This window comes from Shewanella sp. SM20 (assembly GCF_025654545.1).
Taxonomy (GTDB): domain Bacteria; phylum Pseudomonadota; class Gammaproteobacteria; order Enterobacterales; family Shewanellaceae; genus Shewanella; species Shewanella oncorhynchi.
In genome coordinates, this window is record NZ_JAKKRK010000013.1 from 59,696 (window position 1) to 72,892 (window position 13,197).

15 protein-coding genes are annotated in these 13,197 nt (G+C 45.6%); 12 read left to right on the forward strand and 3 right to left on the reverse strand.

Annotated features, from left to right (window positions below; all coding sequences use genetic code 11):
- Nucleotides 1-104: 104 nt before the first annotated feature.
- The 6 genes from L5M18_RS07615 to L5M18_RS07640 all read left to right on the forward strand — a co-directional run bounded on the left by L5M18_RS07615 (nt 105) and on the right by L5M18_RS07640 (nt 3,932).
- On the forward strand, nt 105-815 hold the full coding sequence (locus L5M18_RS07615; RefSeq protein WP_028760844.1) for a 5'-methylthioadenosine/adenosylhomocysteine nucleosidase: 711 nt from the start codon (nt 105-107) through the stop codon (nt 813-815).
- A 22-nt stretch (nt 816-837) separates the two neighbouring features.
- Nucleotides 838-1,827: a cobalamin biosynthesis protein gene (locus L5M18_RS07620; RefSeq protein ID WP_263196443.1), complete on the forward strand. Its 990-nt coding sequence runs from the start codon at nt 838-840 to the stop codon at nt 1,825-1,827.
- A gap of 56 nt (nt 1,828-1,883) precedes the next feature.
- The gene (locus L5M18_RS07625; RefSeq protein ID WP_012088590.1) at nt 1,884-2,261 is read left to right on the forward strand and encodes a DUF2721 domain-containing protein; all 378 of its coding nucleotides are present in this window, start codon (nt 1,884-1,886) and stop codon (nt 2,259-2,261) included.
- Nucleotides 2,258-2,884, forward strand: coding sequence for a trimeric intracellular cation channel family protein (locus L5M18_RS07630; protein ID WP_105249873.1), 627 nt, complete (start codon nt 2,258-2,260; stop codon nt 2,882-2,884). The genes L5M18_RS07625 and L5M18_RS07630 overlap by 4 nt, the downstream gene beginning before the upstream one ends.
- Before the next feature lies 1 nt (nt 2,885).
- Nucleotides 2,886-3,377, forward strand: a complete 492-nt coding sequence (locus L5M18_RS07635; RefSeq protein WP_028760847.1) for a nuclear transport factor 2 family protein — start codon at nt 2,886-2,888, stop codon at nt 3,375-3,377.
- Between the two features lie 126 nt (nt 3,378-3,503).
- Entirely contained in the window at nt 3,504-3,932 is a 429-nt protein-coding gene (locus tag L5M18_RS07640; RefSeq protein ID WP_263196445.1) for a hypothetical protein, read from the forward strand.
- Between the two features lie 99 nt (nt 3,933-4,031).
- On the opposite strand, the gene tyrS is transcribed toward L5M18_RS07640, so the two are convergent.
- The gene (tyrS, locus tag L5M18_RS07645) at nt 4,032-5,225 is read right to left on the reverse strand and encodes a tyrosine--tRNA ligase (protein WP_263196446.1); all 1,194 of its coding nucleotides are present in this window, start codon (nt 5,223-5,225) and stop codon (nt 4,032-4,034) included.
- A gap of 126 nt (nt 5,226-5,351) precedes the next feature.
- Between tyrS and L5M18_RS07650 the strand changes: the two genes are divergently transcribed.
- From L5M18_RS07650 to L5M18_RS07670, 5 genes are all read left to right on the forward strand, one after another.
- Nucleotides 5,352-6,758, forward strand: a complete 1,407-nt coding sequence (locus tag L5M18_RS07650; RefSeq protein ID WP_263196448.1) for a peptidoglycan DD-metalloendopeptidase family protein — start codon at nt 5,352-5,354, stop codon at nt 6,756-6,758.
- A gap of 20 nt (nt 6,759-6,778) precedes the next feature.
- The gene (locus tag L5M18_RS07655; protein WP_028760851.1) at nt 6,779-7,888 is read left to right on the forward strand and encodes an anhydro-N-acetylmuramic acid kinase; all 1,110 of its coding nucleotides are present in this window, start codon (nt 6,779-6,781) and stop codon (nt 7,886-7,888) included.
- 435 nt (nt 7,889-8,323) lie between these two features.
- Nucleotides 8,324-9,019 (forward strand): aquaporin Z, encoded by a 696-nt coding sequence (gene aqpZ, locus L5M18_RS07660; protein ID WP_263196450.1) that lies wholly within the window; start codon nt 8,324-8,326, stop codon nt 9,017-9,019.
- 164 nt (nt 9,020-9,183) lie between these two features.
- Nucleotides 9,184-9,564: a DUF2750 domain-containing protein gene (locus tag L5M18_RS07665; RefSeq protein WP_028760853.1), complete on the forward strand. Its 381-nt coding sequence runs from the start codon at nt 9,184-9,186 to the stop codon at nt 9,562-9,564.
- A 25-nt stretch (nt 9,565-9,589) separates the two neighbouring features.
- A complete protein-coding gene (locus L5M18_RS07670; RefSeq protein WP_263196451.1) occupies nt 9,590-10,039 on the forward strand; it encodes a hypothetical protein in 450 nt (149 codons plus the stop codon).
- Between the two features lie 132 nt (nt 10,040-10,171).
- On the opposite strand, the gene erpA is transcribed toward L5M18_RS07670, so the two are convergent.
- Both erpA and L5M18_RS07680 read right to left on the reverse strand, forming a co-directional pair.
- The gene (gene erpA, locus L5M18_RS07675; RefSeq protein ID WP_006080742.1) at nt 10,172-10,522 is read right to left on the reverse strand and encodes an iron-sulfur cluster insertion protein ErpA; all 351 of its coding nucleotides are present in this window, start codon (nt 10,520-10,522) and stop codon (nt 10,172-10,174) included.
- Nucleotides 10,515-11,318, reverse strand: a complete 804-nt coding sequence (locus L5M18_RS07680) for a DUF6776 family protein (protein ID WP_168823458.1) — start codon at nt 11,316-11,318, stop codon at nt 10,515-10,517. The genes erpA and L5M18_RS07680 overlap by 8 nt, the downstream gene beginning before the upstream one ends.
- Before the next feature lie 74 nt (nt 11,319-11,392).
- Here L5M18_RS07680 and L5M18_RS07685 point away from each other — a divergent pair, with 74 nt between their 5' ends.
- Complete coding sequence (locus L5M18_RS07685; RefSeq protein WP_263196453.1) at nt 11,393-13,117, forward strand: chloride channel protein; 1,725 nt, start codon at nt 11,393-11,395, stop codon at nt 13,115-13,117.
- The last annotated feature ends 80 nt before the right edge of the window (nt 13,118-13,197 follow it).

Sequence of the window (13,197 nt, forward strand, 5' to 3'; positions counted from 1 at the left end):
TCAAGCAATCCCAATCTCGCCATAACGACTGCATAAAACTGTGTGGTATATTAGCCAGCATTCCCGTGTCCCACTCTTTAAGTGTTGAATCAAAAAGGTCTCCCATGAAAATTGGAATTATTGGCGCAATGGAGCCAGAAGTCGCTCACCTGATCGCCGCCATGACAAATGCGACATCGCAAACCATTGCTGGTATTGAATTTATTGCTGGTACTCTCGCGGGTAAAGACGTAGTCGTGACTCGCTCAGGCATAGGTAAAGTCGCCGCAAGTATTGCGACCACGCTACTCATCGAAAAATATGCGCCAGATGCGGTGATCAACACTGGTTCTGCCGGTGGTTTTGTGGATTCGCTGGCCATTGGCGATATCGTGATTTCTTCTGAAGTGCGTCACCATGATGTGGATGTCACCGCCTTTGGTTATGAAATTGGCCAAATGGCGCAGCAACCAGCTGCGTTTATTCCTGCCGCACATTTAGTTGAAGCAGCCAACAAAGCGATTGCTCAACTGGGTGAAGTCAAAGCGATTGAGGGTTTGATTTGTACTGGCGACAGCTTTATTTGTGATCCTGTTCGCACCCAAGCCATGCTCAAAAACTTCCCAACGATGGCCGCCTGTGAGATGGAAGGCGCGGCAATCGCTCAAGTTTGTCATCAGTTTGGAGTGCCATTTGTGGTGATCCGCTCTTTATCGGATAACGCCAACAATGACTCGCCAGTGGATTTCGACTCTTATATTGTCAAAGCGGGTTATCACTCGGCTCTGATGGTGATGTTGCTGCTTGAGCAACTGAATCCTAGCGCAGTAAAATAATCACTTAAGTGGAAAGTACCGAATGCACACCTATTTTTATCAACAACTTGTCGAGATAGATGGCGCTTTGTTTGAAGGCTTTTTGGTACTTTTTTTTGCTTTGTTATTGGCGCGGTTAGCGCCATTGCCACGGGAAATGCAGCCGCTTATTTGGTTTAGCCATTTAGCTAAGCAACTCGCAGCCAAAGTGAATCGCCCTGAACGATCTCCAAGCCAACAAGCCACAGCAGGCTTTTTAGCTATGTTGCTGTTGCTGTTTCCATTTTGGGCCATTATCACCTTTTTACTCGAACTGGCTGCCTTTCCATGGTTTTTCGAATTTTTGGTGCTTTATCTGTGTTTAACCGATGCAGGGTTTAGCCAAGTTGCTGATGAAATCGCTAAGGCCTTAAAACGTGGAGATAATGCCAGCGCAAAAAAGCTTTTACAGCCTTGGGTAGTGCGCGATACCGATAGTCTGTCGGAAATCGGCCTAGCCAAAGCCACCATAGAAAAACTCGCCACAGCGCCTATTTACGGCACAGCATCGACCATTTTCTTTTTCGCTATTGCTGGAGCACCGCTAGTGCTAGCAGTGCGCATGCTCAAACAACTCGAATTGAGCTGGCCGCCCATTCAACCAAAGTATCAACATTTCTGCAGTACTGTGAATGGTGTATCCATTATCTTGCTGGCGATTCCGGCTTGGTTGTGGAGCCTGTCGCTCGCTATTCAAGGCGGGCCTAAGGCGTTTGCAAAACTTTTTAGAGCCCCTAAAAATCATCACGCTATTCGAGGTTATGTTCTCAGTGTGAATCTCGTGGCCAGTATTTTGAGAATCGAGCTCGGTGGACCACAGAAGTTTGCTGGCGTGCGTATCAATGTGGATAAATTGTGCTACGGTCCGCAGCCAACCTGTGATGACATCACGCCTGCAATTAAGCTGACCTCACGTGCCTGTGCTATCTGGTTTAGCTTTATCATTATACTACCCTTGTTATGGGCAAGTTTACGTTGGTTACAAAGCCTGTGATATGATGCCGCATTATCTCAACGTGAAGTTAAAGGCTGACCATCTTGCTCGAAAACATGCATGTTTCATTAACAACACCTGCGTTGTTATTTCCTGCTATCTCATTGTTACTATTAGCTTATACCAATCGTTTTTTTGCCTTAGCCGCATTAATCCGAAATTTAAGCAATGGTGAAAAACCCGTACATAAAGATCAAATTAAGAACCTGAGCCAGCGTATTACCATCATTCGTCGAATGCAGGAAGCAGGCGTGTCAAGCTTTGCCCTATGCGTACTGTGTATGATTTTTATCTATATCGGCTTTAATAAAACCGGCTCAGTGATTTTTGGCGCTAGCCTACTGCTCTTGCTCTATTCACTGATTTTATCTGTGATTGAAATCCGCATCTCTGTTGACGCATTAAATATCCATATCAAAGAGATGAGTAAATGAGCCAGTGGATCTACTTTTTTGATTTATGGGGTACCGCTGTATTTGCATTATCCGGCGCACTTGCCGCTGGACGCCATAGAATGGACCCCTTTGGCGTAATAGTACTCGCCTCGGTTACCGCTGTCGGTGGTGGCAGTATTCGTGATGCCTTAATTGGTGCAACGCCAGTGTTCTGGATCCGCGACCCGAATTACATCATCGTGATCCTCGCGACCGTGCTCGTCTGTTTGCTATTAGTCCGTCGCCCTCGTAAGGTACCCGAGTATATTTTACCCGTCGCAGATGCCTTTGGATTGGCCCTCTTTACCGTGATAGGTGCTGAAAAGGCCCTCAATATGGGCTTGAGTGGGATGATTGCCGTCGTAATGGGCTTGATCACTGGCGTGGGAGGAGGCATTATTCGAGACTTACTGTGTAGACAAGTTCCTATGGTCTTACGCACAGAAGTCTATGCCACAGCTTCGATCATAGGTGGTATCGGCTATACCGTGAGCTTAGCCTACGGTATGGGCGAAAAAATGGCGCTGTTTCTGGCGATGGCCAGTGCCCTGTTAATCCGCTTAAGTGCCATCAAGTGGCATCTTTCATTACCGGCCTTTGATCTCAAGACCAAGAGGGAATAGTTTGCGAATATTGTGTTTTATTTTGTGCCTCATTTTTGTTCCAGCCCTCAATCCTGCAGCGGCACAAGCCAACTCAGGTGAAATGCCACAAGAACAGCAGTTAGCCGTAAAATATATGAATGCGCTGACTGAACACGACTATAAGACACTGCGAAAATTCTATAACCGCGAAAGCGTCTTCTTCGACAAAACCGCCAACCGTAAATACACTGGCGGCCGCTTCATCATCGACTTCCTTGAGCGCGCCCACGAGGGCGTGCTCGAGTACAACTTCAACATAGAACATATGTATAACGCAGGCTCTTTAGTAGTGATGATAGGTAACTATCATTTCAAGGGTCCAGGTGAACAATTTGGCAAACCGGGGAAAATCATCGATGTTGCGATACCTGGTGTGACAAGCCTTAAGATCGACATGCTCAATCGCAGAGTAACGGAACATGTCGACCTAATCGATTACCAAACCATGTCAGACCAATTAGCGATGCAGTAGTCACAAAATTTATCCGTCTTTGAAACTTGATCCCTAAAAACGAGTCGAAACTAACAATGAGTCAATACCACTGCGTATTTCACCTTTGAAAAATTGACTGAGCCGTTTCGTTTCAATGAGGTTTGTATGAAGTTTTTTGGATTGATAGCCCTACTCGCCCTTAATGGCTTAATACTGGCCCCCAAAGTACAGGCCTTACAGCCCATTATCGTTTCCTACGCCGTTCAGCCAGTAAGCCATTTTAATCAACAACTACGCACCGCTCAGGCGCAACATCAGCCTTGGTCGGAAGATCCCAATAAAATCAGCAGCCAATATGCAGGCAACAAATTTACCTTAGTGCGAACTCAAACCAATAAAGACGGCATTTTAACCTATCAAGTGAGCGAGCTTTCCAAACAGCATCCACAGATGCTGTTGATTATCTCACTGAAACAAAACGCTAAACTTTGGCAGGTAAGTTCGGCCCAATTGGCATGGAAATGCAGTGGTGGGCAACACTTTGGCACCGACAGATGTAATATCGCCGAGCATGAGGCCAATACAGCGCCTTAATCTTGTTTTGTGAAAAGATTCAAAAACAAAGAGCGCCCTAAGGCGCTCTTTTTGTTCGTTTAAACTTACTGTAGCGTAAACCTAACTAAACCAACGTCACTATACCAAAGTCACTTTGGCAAACTTACGTTTACCGACTTGGAATACAGCAACAGTACCCGTGAACAAAGTCATACGGCTATCTTCTAGCTTTTCGCCGTCCATCTTCACCGCGCCTTGCTTGATCATCCGCATCGCTTCTGAAGTCGATGACACTAAGTCTGCGTCTTTCAACAGATTGGCAATCGCAATACCTTCACCGGCAGCTAACTCAATTTCTTCGATATCATCGGGGATCATGCCCTTAGAACGATCGACAAAGGCTTGATGCGCACTTTCGGCAGACGCTGCATCATGGAAACGTGTGATAATTTCCTTAGCTAAGGCAATTTTAGTGTCACGTGGATTAGACCCATTCGCCACGTCTTGCTTAAACAGTTCAATTTCAGCCAATGGGCGGAATGATAACAGCTCAAAGTAGCGCCACATCAAGTCATCCGAAATTGACATCAGCTTGCCAAACATTTCGTTGGCAGGTTCGCTCACGCCAATATAGTTATGCGCCGATTTAGACATTTTCTTCACGCCGTCTAAACCTTCAAGCAGCGGCATCATGATCACAGCTTGTGGCTTTTGGCCTTCGGCTTTTTGCAGTTCACGACCCATTAACAGGTTGAACTTTTGATCTGTACCACCCAGCTCAACATCGGCCTGTAGCGCAACTGAGTCATAGCCCTGAAGTAAAGGATACATAAACTCATGAATCGCAATCGACTGACCCGAGGCATAACGCTTCTTAAAGTCATCGCGCTCCATCATACGAGCCACAGTTTGCTTAGACGCGAGACGGATCATACCAGCGGCGCCCAATGGCTCTAACCAGCTTGAGTTGAATTCGATACGAGTCTTAGCAGGATCGAGGATCTTGTAAACCTGTTCTTTATAGGTTTCTGCGTTCGCTAAAACTTGTTCACGGGTGAGCGGCGGACGTGTGCTATTTTTACCACTTGGGTCCCCCACCATACCAGTAAAGTCACCAATCAAAAAAATGACTTCATGACCTAACTCTTGGAATAATCTTAATTTATTCAAGATTACTGTGTGTCCAAGATGGATATCCGGAGCGGTAGGGTCAGCGCCTAACTTAATACGGAGTGGACGTCCTTCTTTGAGTTTTTCCAGCAGATCCGCTTCGAGTAAAATCTCATCGGTACCACGTCTAATTTCTGCTAATACTTGGTCTAAATCAGCCATCTCGGCAGGGACTCCTAAGGCCATGATCATAAAATGAAGAGACTTATGTTACTTGTTAGCCACCACAATTGAAAGTGTGTACACTAACGGGATTATTTAAGTCTCTGGTTATTGGTATCGGCGTCAATGGGAAAGGTTATAACGTTATTTAAATTGTTGCCTAAAAAGCATCAAATTCTCCTTAGCATTCTTTCAGTTATCACAATGATAACCATGCTTCTACCTTCTGAAGAAGCGCAAGCTTCAAGACAAACCACTAGCATTGATGACCAAGCTCAAATCAACACCCGTTATGATGTGCCCTTAGCTTTTCGCTCGCCTGAACGCCCTGAGTTGCCAGAAGGTCAAACAGATAATGCTCCGACAACGGCTGAACCGTTATCCTCACCCGATGCGCTCGCTGCAGCTGGAGCCAATAATCAAACCGCAGGATCCCACGAAAGCGCTCTCCACAGAGATGTTGAACATTTTAACGTCAAAAATGGTGATACTTTAGCCGCGGTATTTGACCGCGCAGGCTTAACCAGCAAAGACGTTTATGAAATCACCCAGTTGCCTTTAGCCAAGCAAAACTTACTTAAGATAATGCCGGGCGAAGAAATTGTGATTTCAAAGGATGCAAACGGTAATTTGACTGAAGTGCGTTATCGGGTCGATGCTATTTCCACGCTAGTCATCACTAAAAGCCAAGAGCAATACAACGAAAAAATCTCAGAAAAGGATGTGGAAATTCGCAGCCATTTCACCAGTGCCAAAATTAAGAGCAATTTCTGGAATGCTGCCGTCGATGCAGGCATGTCTGCCAACCAGATATTACAATTATCGACCGTATTCGGCTGGGATATCGACTTTGCCTTAGACTTACGCGAAGGCGACAGCTTCGCCATTATTTACGAGCAAGAATATGCCGATGGTGAATTTTTGCGTAATGGCAATATCTTAGCTGCAGAATTTGTTAACCAAGATGAGCGCTATACTGCCATTCGCTATACCGACGGTAACTATTATTCCGAAAATGGCACTAGCATGCGTAAAGCCTTCCTGCGCTCACCGGTCGATTTTAAGTATGTCAGCTCCAACTTTAACCCAAGACGTTTGCACCCAGTGACAGGCCAAGTCAAAGCCCATCGCGGTGTAGACTATGTCGCAGCCATTGGCACGCCCATTAAAGCTGCGGGTAGTGGACGCGTTATTGAGTCTGGTTATAATCAATTCAACGGTAACTATGTGTTTATCAAACATAACGATACCTATACCACCAAATATCTACACCTCACAAAACGTAATGTCAGCAAAGGCGCCAACGTTAAGCAAGGACAAATTATTGGTACTTTAGGTAAAACAGGCCGTGTCACAGGGGCTCATTTACATTACGAATTTATCGTCAATGGCGTACACCGCAACCCGAGAACGATTACGCTACCGAAATCCGAATCAATTGCGAGAAAAGAAAAAAATCAATTCGATGCACTTAGCAAGCAATTGATGACTACACTTTCGCAAAACAAGCAAACGCAATTGGCAATGCAATAACGACGGATGGATTCCTCCCAATGAAAAACGCTTATTATATTGGACTTATGTCAGGCACCAGCATGGACGGTGTCGATGCGGTATTGGTCGACTTTTCAGGCGCGCAGCCGCAACTTATCGCCAGCCATACCGAAGCTATTCCGAGCCATTTGCTCAAAGGTCTACAGCGCCTGTGCTTACCCAGCTCAGATGAAATTAACCGCCTCGGCCGTTTAGATCGAAATGTGGGTCAGCTGTTTGCCTTAGCAGTCAATAATCTGATGGCTAAATGTGCTATTGCGAAAGAAGATGTCATCGCCATTGGTAGCCATGGTCAAACTGTGCGCCATATGCCAAACCTCGAAGTGGGTTTTACCTTACAAATAGGCGATCCTAATACTATTGCGACCGAAACAGGCATAGATGTCATTGCCGATTTTCGTCGCAAAGATATTGCCCTTGGTGGCCAAGGCGCGCCCTTAGTACCCGCATTCCACCAGCAAACCTTTGCCCAAGTCGGTAAAAAACGTGTCATCCTCAATATTGGTGGTATTGCCAATATCACCTATCTGCCGGGCAATAGTGAAGAAGTCTTAGGCTTTGATACAGGGCCAGGCAACACCTTAATTGATGCCTGGATGCAACAGGTTAAAAGTGAGCCCTTCGATAAAAATGGCGAATGGGCTGCATCCGGAAAAACTGATCAAAGCTTATTAACTCAGCTGCTTTCGCATCCGTATTTCTCCCTTGCTTACCCTAAAAGCACCGGTCGCGAACTGTTTAACCAAGCTTGGTTAGAGCAGCAATTATCACCCTTTAATCATTTAGATGAAGAAGATATTCAATCAACTTTATTGGATTTAACCTGCCACAGCATAGCCCAAGATATTATTAAACTATCCAATGAAGGGGAATTATTCGTCTGTGGCGGCGGTGCATTTAATGGTCAACTGATGCAGCGTCTTGCAGCCTTATTACCAGGTTATAAGCTGGATACTACCTCGGCCCTTGGCGTAGATCCTAAGTGGGCAGAAGGCATCGCCTTTGCCTGGCTCGCCATGCGCAATCACTTAGGTTTACCCGCTAATCTCCCTGCAGTAACAGGCGCCTCCCGCGAAGCCGTACTCGGCGGACGATTTAGCGCTAAGTAATTGGCCTTCGCAAAATACTAAAGTGATAACCTAAACAAGAGCTTCTATATAAAGCTCTTGTTGTCTTTAAAAGACAAACTAATCTTTTCCCCCTCTTCCTCCCTAAATTTATCAAGAAAATCAGCAGCTATTTTAAAGCCATCTATTCTTAATTACTGAAGCATTTAGTGACAGAAGCATGAGTAAAAAAAGTTTCGTCACTGAAGCTTAATCAAGTCTCACTATAGTGAAAACGGATACAGGATATTGCTCTAAACAGCTCAAACACTTAGGAATCGCCTCATAGGCGTCCAATAAGAAACTGGTTTTAAGGGAACTCGTGTCTACAGCGCGATTTTGCTCACTCAGACAAGATCCGTTAATAGGCAGGTAAATTAGGAATAAAGACGCACTGATTAACAAACAAGCGTCTTTAAAAGAATAGGAAATCAAACAATGAACATGTCACAAAAAATGGCGGCAGAATTTCTCGGCACCTTATGGTTAGTCCTCGGAGGATGCGGCAGCGCGGTACTTGCCGCCGCATATCCAGAAGTAGGCATAGGCTTACTCGGCGTCGCTTTAGCTTTTGGATTAACCGTATTAACCATGGCCTTTGCGATTGGCCATATTTCAGGTTGTCATCTCAACCCTGCAGTGTCATTCGGCCTTTGGGCTGGGGGACGTTTTCCGGCAGCAGAATTATTGCCCTATATCGTAGCCCAAGTCGCGGGTGGAATTGTTGGCGCTGGCATCTTGTATCTCATCGCTTCAGGACAAGAGGGATTTTCACTCGCGGGCGGATTTGCCTCTAACGGTTTTGGTGAGCACTCACCAGGTGGCTATAGCATGCTGTCGGTGATGATTTGTGAAATCGTTATGACACTGTTCTTCTTAATTATTATTTTAGGCGCCACCGATGAGCGAGCGCCTAAGGGATTTGCCCCAATTGCCATAGGGTTAGGTTTAACCTTAATTCACCTTATTAGTATTCCTGTGTCCAATACTTCGGTGAACCCAGCGCGTAGCACAGGCCCTGCACTGTTTGTCGGTGACTGGGCGGTATCACAACTCTGGTTGTTCTGGGTAGCACCGATTGTCGGCGCCATTTTGGCGGGCTTTATCTATCGCTACTTCCGTGCGGAAGAATAAAAGCCGAAGATCTAACACAACAGCGCTCTCTTGGCGCTGTTGTTCTTTTTCTAATCCCGCTCTAATGTTACCATTTAGCCAACTGGCGAATTTTGCTGTGCCCTAGGTTTTTACATTAGAGACACAACAGGCTTCGCCCTATCCAAGCAAAAGAGATATTTTTCATGAGCAAGACTGTTAAAAACCTCGCTGAGACAGCAGCAATGACGCCAGAAGCCCGTTACGATTACCTCGTTGAACAAGTTAAAGAACACAAAATACTTTGGACATTACAAGACCAAGACGGTTGCGTGATGTTAACCACTGAAGAAGAAGATTGCATCCCAATGTGGCCAACCGAAGAAGCCGCTGATTCTTGGGCTGTGGATGAATGGAGTGATTGCCAAACGTTAGCGATTCCACTCGACGAATTTCACGAAAGATGGGTGCCAGGCATGGAAGATGACGACCTCTTTGTCGCCGTATTCCCAGTATTAGATGATTTAGGTGTGGTAATCCCACCTTATGAGTTAGATCAAAGATTAGCGCCTAAGCAAAGCCACTAATCGCTATCGCTAAACGAGAATGCCTATGAGCGAGCAAAAATCGGCGATACCGACATCAGAGGCAAATACAGCCCTGAGTCAACACTTTCCGAAACGACTCATTGCCCTATTGCTAGTGTATGTTGTTGCGTCAGTGAGTGGCTTAATCGCTAAACAAGGGGTGTTATTTTGTCTGCTAACCCTCCTGATGGTGATTGCCATTATCGGTCGGCAAAAAGCAGGGCTTATCATGCTGCGCGGCTACACAGTCGTGCAGCTTGGATTGATTAGCATGCTGCCAGTGATCATGTACGATCCGGGCAACTTAGTGGTAGGTCCAACGACAGTGTACTTAGGTGAATGGCAGGGAAAACTGCCAGACTATGTGATTTTTATCGCTTTGATCGTCTTGTCATTACTGCAAGTTTGGATAGCCTTTGATAAAAAGGTAAAGGCATGGTTTAAACCTAAGCTTAACCTGAACATCATGAGCTAAGCTCTTGTAGAAAATAAATTTAGCTCAACAAAAAGCCGTCATTGCGACGGCTTTTTTGATCTCACTCCACGCCTAAAAAGATGCAAAGTTAGTCATCATTAAACAGAAAAACTTTTTACACAGAGAAACTGTTTACACAGAGAAACTGGCACCACAGCCACAAGTTGTGGTTGCGTTAGGGTTTTTCACGAAGAAGCGAGAACCTTCCAGTCCTGAAGTGTAATCCACTTCACCACCGACTAAATATTGTAGGCTCATAGGATCGACAACCAAGAGAACGCCTTGTTTTTCTATCGTAAAATCGCCGTCATTGACCTTTTCATCAAAGGTAAAGCCGTACTGAAATCCAGAACAACCACCACCAGTCACATAGACTCGTAGCTTAAGTGCAGGATTTTGCTCTTCTTCCAGCAAACCTTTCACCTTAGCGGCTGCCGCATCGGTAAATTGGATTGGCATTGCTGTATCAGCTTGATCAGTCATTACTACCTCTTACATCAGTTTTCTGGGGCAAATTATCCTTTACCTGACTGTTTTGTTCAAGTATTACCCGTGGTTCTTTTTCACCCTGTAATAACTCAGGGGCACTATAGACATGTTCGGTCTGCGAATTCTTAGTCCAGCGGCTCGAAGGCACCAGCACTTTGACTTTCACTTGTTGTAAATTAAAGCCAGCAGGAACAGTGACCTTGGTATCTATGACTTGAAAATAGCGAAAATCAAATTCCAACTTAGAACCCGTGAGTTTGTTCACACTCAAGCTAACAGATTTGCCATCTTGCACACCAATGAGCGTCAATTCAGTTCGACCTTGAATAGCTTGCTTACGCTTTTGCAACTGAGTCAACACCAACTTGAGATGATATTCATCGGCCAAAGCGCCCCGCGTCATTTCAAGTCCGTGAATAGCAACACCTTCAGCATTATCATCCGGTGTCATAATGCTGCGGTAAAATGCCAGCTCATGCTCCAATTCTTTTTGCTTTTTCATTTGCTGGCCAAACATTTCTTGCATTTGGGTATTAGCTTCACGCTCGACGGACAGCTCTAAATTTCGGGTCGCAAGTAGTTGGGTCTGTGCCTCTAACTCAGCGGTCAAGCGTTGAGTCTTGCTGCTGATATGCTTAACAACAGGCTCATCGCTGCTTAATAGCAGAAAACTTATCCAAGCCCCAAAAAGAATAGAAACTAACACTAAAAGCGATAAATACACTGAAGATGGACGATACTTGAGATCCATCACTTGCAGCCGATCTAGCCAACGATGATAATTTGGCATTAGGTAACAGCCCCTTATATAAAATACAATCAACTCAAGAACGAGTTCGATACAATACAACTCAGGCCAATGTAGTGCAATTAACGATAAATAAAGTCGCTATCCAACATGCCATAGTCACAGCCAAAAAGTATTTAACCAATGAGCTACGTGACCATTTATCTCAAGCCCGCATCAGTGCACAGCTGTGCATACTGGCACTGTTATTTGCTATTTTTGCATCCTGTGTGATCTTACTGTTTCGACTCTTGCTCGTTTGGGCTAATCATTACACCCAAATACAGGCGCTGGATTTTACGGGGAACGTCGCCGACTGGCGAGCCCTGTTACCCCTTTTAGGCGCAATATTAATTTGGATAGTGGCGAAGTTAGGCTCCAAACGCTATAAACGTATGGGAATAGCCTATGTGTTACATAGAGTTAAACTGCATTATGGTAAAATCCCCCTACAATCCGCCGCTGGGCAATTTTTTCAAGCACTCTTTGCCCTAGGCACAAATTTCTCAGTCGGCCGTGAAGGTCCAGCCATTCATCTGGGTGCTGTCAGCGCCAGTTTTCTCGCTGAAAAATTCAATCTTCCCGATAATAGCGTACGCATCATGTGTGCCAGTGGCATTGCAGCAGGGATTGCCGCAACGTTTAACGCGCCCTTGGCGGCGGTGATTTTTGTACTCGAAGTGATAGTACGTGAATATAAAATCCATTACTTTTTCCCGATTATGCTATCAGCAATTTGTGGCGCAGTTTCAAGCCAACTGGTGTTTGGTAATGTGCACGAATTTGACCGTATTCAAGTGATCCACATTCCCTTAGACCATTACCCTATTCTCGCCATTGGCGGCGTGGTATTAGGCTGCGCCGCGGCACTATTTAATTGCTCACTCTTAAAAGTCACCGCGACGGGTCAAAACTGGCCACTCATTTACCGACTATTACTGGCGGGCAGCGTCACCACCTTAATAGGTCTAGTATTGCCGCAAGCCCTTGGCACGGGCGATCTCGCCATTAGTGAAGCCATTAGCCAACATCCAAGCCTGTTGCTGTTAATCGCCCTGTTATTTGCCAAAACCATCGCCACTATTGCGGCGATTGGCTTAGGTATTCCCGGTGGTTTGATTGGTCCACTTTATGGTATCGGCGCGCTGCTCGGGGCGATTTTGGCGCTGATCAGCGCTATCTTATTCCCGTCCATCGCCCCTTATGTAGGGCTTTACACTGTGATCGGCATGACAGCCATGATGGGCGTGTGTTTAAGCGCGCCGCTGGCGGCGTTAGTCGCCCTGTTAGAAATGACTAATGACGCCAGCATTATTTTACCAGCAATGTTTGTAACAATTCCGGCTTTTTTAATTGCTTATCAGGGTTTTAAGACCGACTCCATTTTCTTTAAGCAATTAGAAATTATGGGACTAGGCTATAAGGTCGCCCCCGTGAATTTAGCACTGCAGAAAAAAGGCGTGCGAGCCTTAATGGATAAACGCTTTGTTATCGTCAATAACAACGATGAATTGTTACTCGAAGTGCTAAAACGCGCGGAAGGTCGCCCTGTGCTAGTCCGCAATGCCGATGGCATTATCGAAATGCTTAGTCTTGAAATGCAATCCTATGATGACAGTACCACGCTATCACGCCATCCCATGCAAGGGCTAAGCGACAGCACCACCCTCAATGAAGTCTATTCACTATTGTCGCCCAAACGCTGCGGTGAGGTGTTTATCTATCAAGATACACCAGACAATGTGGTTGGGGTGATCAGTTGGTCGAACCTACAACAGGAGATTCGTTCAGGCCAAGCCTAATATCGCTTCAAAATCTAGCCGCTATTCAATACCTAATTTTGATTCAAACCTGAGGCGGCAGATTAAAAGCTTTGGGCTTC

What these genes read in the sequence shown, in the direction of transcription:
- L5M18_RS07640 (WP_263196445.1), top strand. Translation starts at nt 3,504, where the DNA reads ATGAAGTTTTTTGGATTGATAGCCCTACTCGCCCTTAATGGCTTAATA.
- L5M18_RS07615 (WP_028760844.1), top strand. Translation starts at nt 105, where the DNA reads ATGAAAATTGGAATTATTGGCGCAATGGAGCCAGAAGTCGCTCACCTG.
- L5M18_RS07680 (WP_168823458.1), bottom strand. Translation starts at nt 11,318, where the DNA reads ATGCCAAATTATCATCGTTGGCTAGATCGGCTGCAAGTGATGGATCTC.
- L5M18_RS07670 (WP_263196451.1), top strand. Translation starts at nt 9,590, where the DNA reads ATGAGCGAGCAAAAATCGGCGATACCGACATCAGAGGCAAATACAGCC.
- aqpZ (WP_263196450.1), top strand. Translation starts at nt 8,324, where the DNA reads ATGAACATGTCACAAAAAATGGCGGCAGAATTTCTCGGCACCTTATGG.
- L5M18_RS07620 (WP_263196443.1), top strand. Translation starts at nt 838, where the DNA reads ATGCACACCTATTTTTATCAACAACTTGTCGAGATAGATGGCGCTTTG.
- L5M18_RS07650 (WP_263196448.1), top strand. Translation starts at nt 5,352, where the DNA reads ATGGGAAAGGTTATAACGTTATTTAAATTGTTGCCTAAAAAGCATCAA.
- L5M18_RS07630 (WP_105249873.1), top strand. Translation starts at nt 2,258, where the DNA reads ATGAGCCAGTGGATCTACTTTTTTGATTTATGGGGTACCGCTGTATTT.
- L5M18_RS07625 (WP_012088590.1), top strand. Translation starts at nt 1,884, where the DNA reads ATGCATGTTTCATTAACAACACCTGCGTTGTTATTTCCTGCTATCTCA.
- L5M18_RS07665 (WP_028760853.1), top strand. Translation starts at nt 9,184, where the DNA reads ATGAGCAAGACTGTTAAAAACCTCGCTGAGACAGCAGCAATGACGCCA.
- L5M18_RS07655 (WP_028760851.1), top strand. Translation starts at nt 6,779, where the DNA reads ATGAAAAACGCTTATTATATTGGACTTATGTCAGGCACCAGCATGGAC.
- erpA (WP_006080742.1), bottom strand. Translation starts at nt 10,522, where the DNA reads ATGACTGATCAAGCTGATACAGCAATGCCAATCCAATTTACCGATGCG.
- tyrS (WP_263196446.1), bottom strand. Translation starts at nt 5,225, where the DNA reads ATGGCTGATTTAGACCAAGTATTAGCAGAAATTAGACGTGGTACCGAT.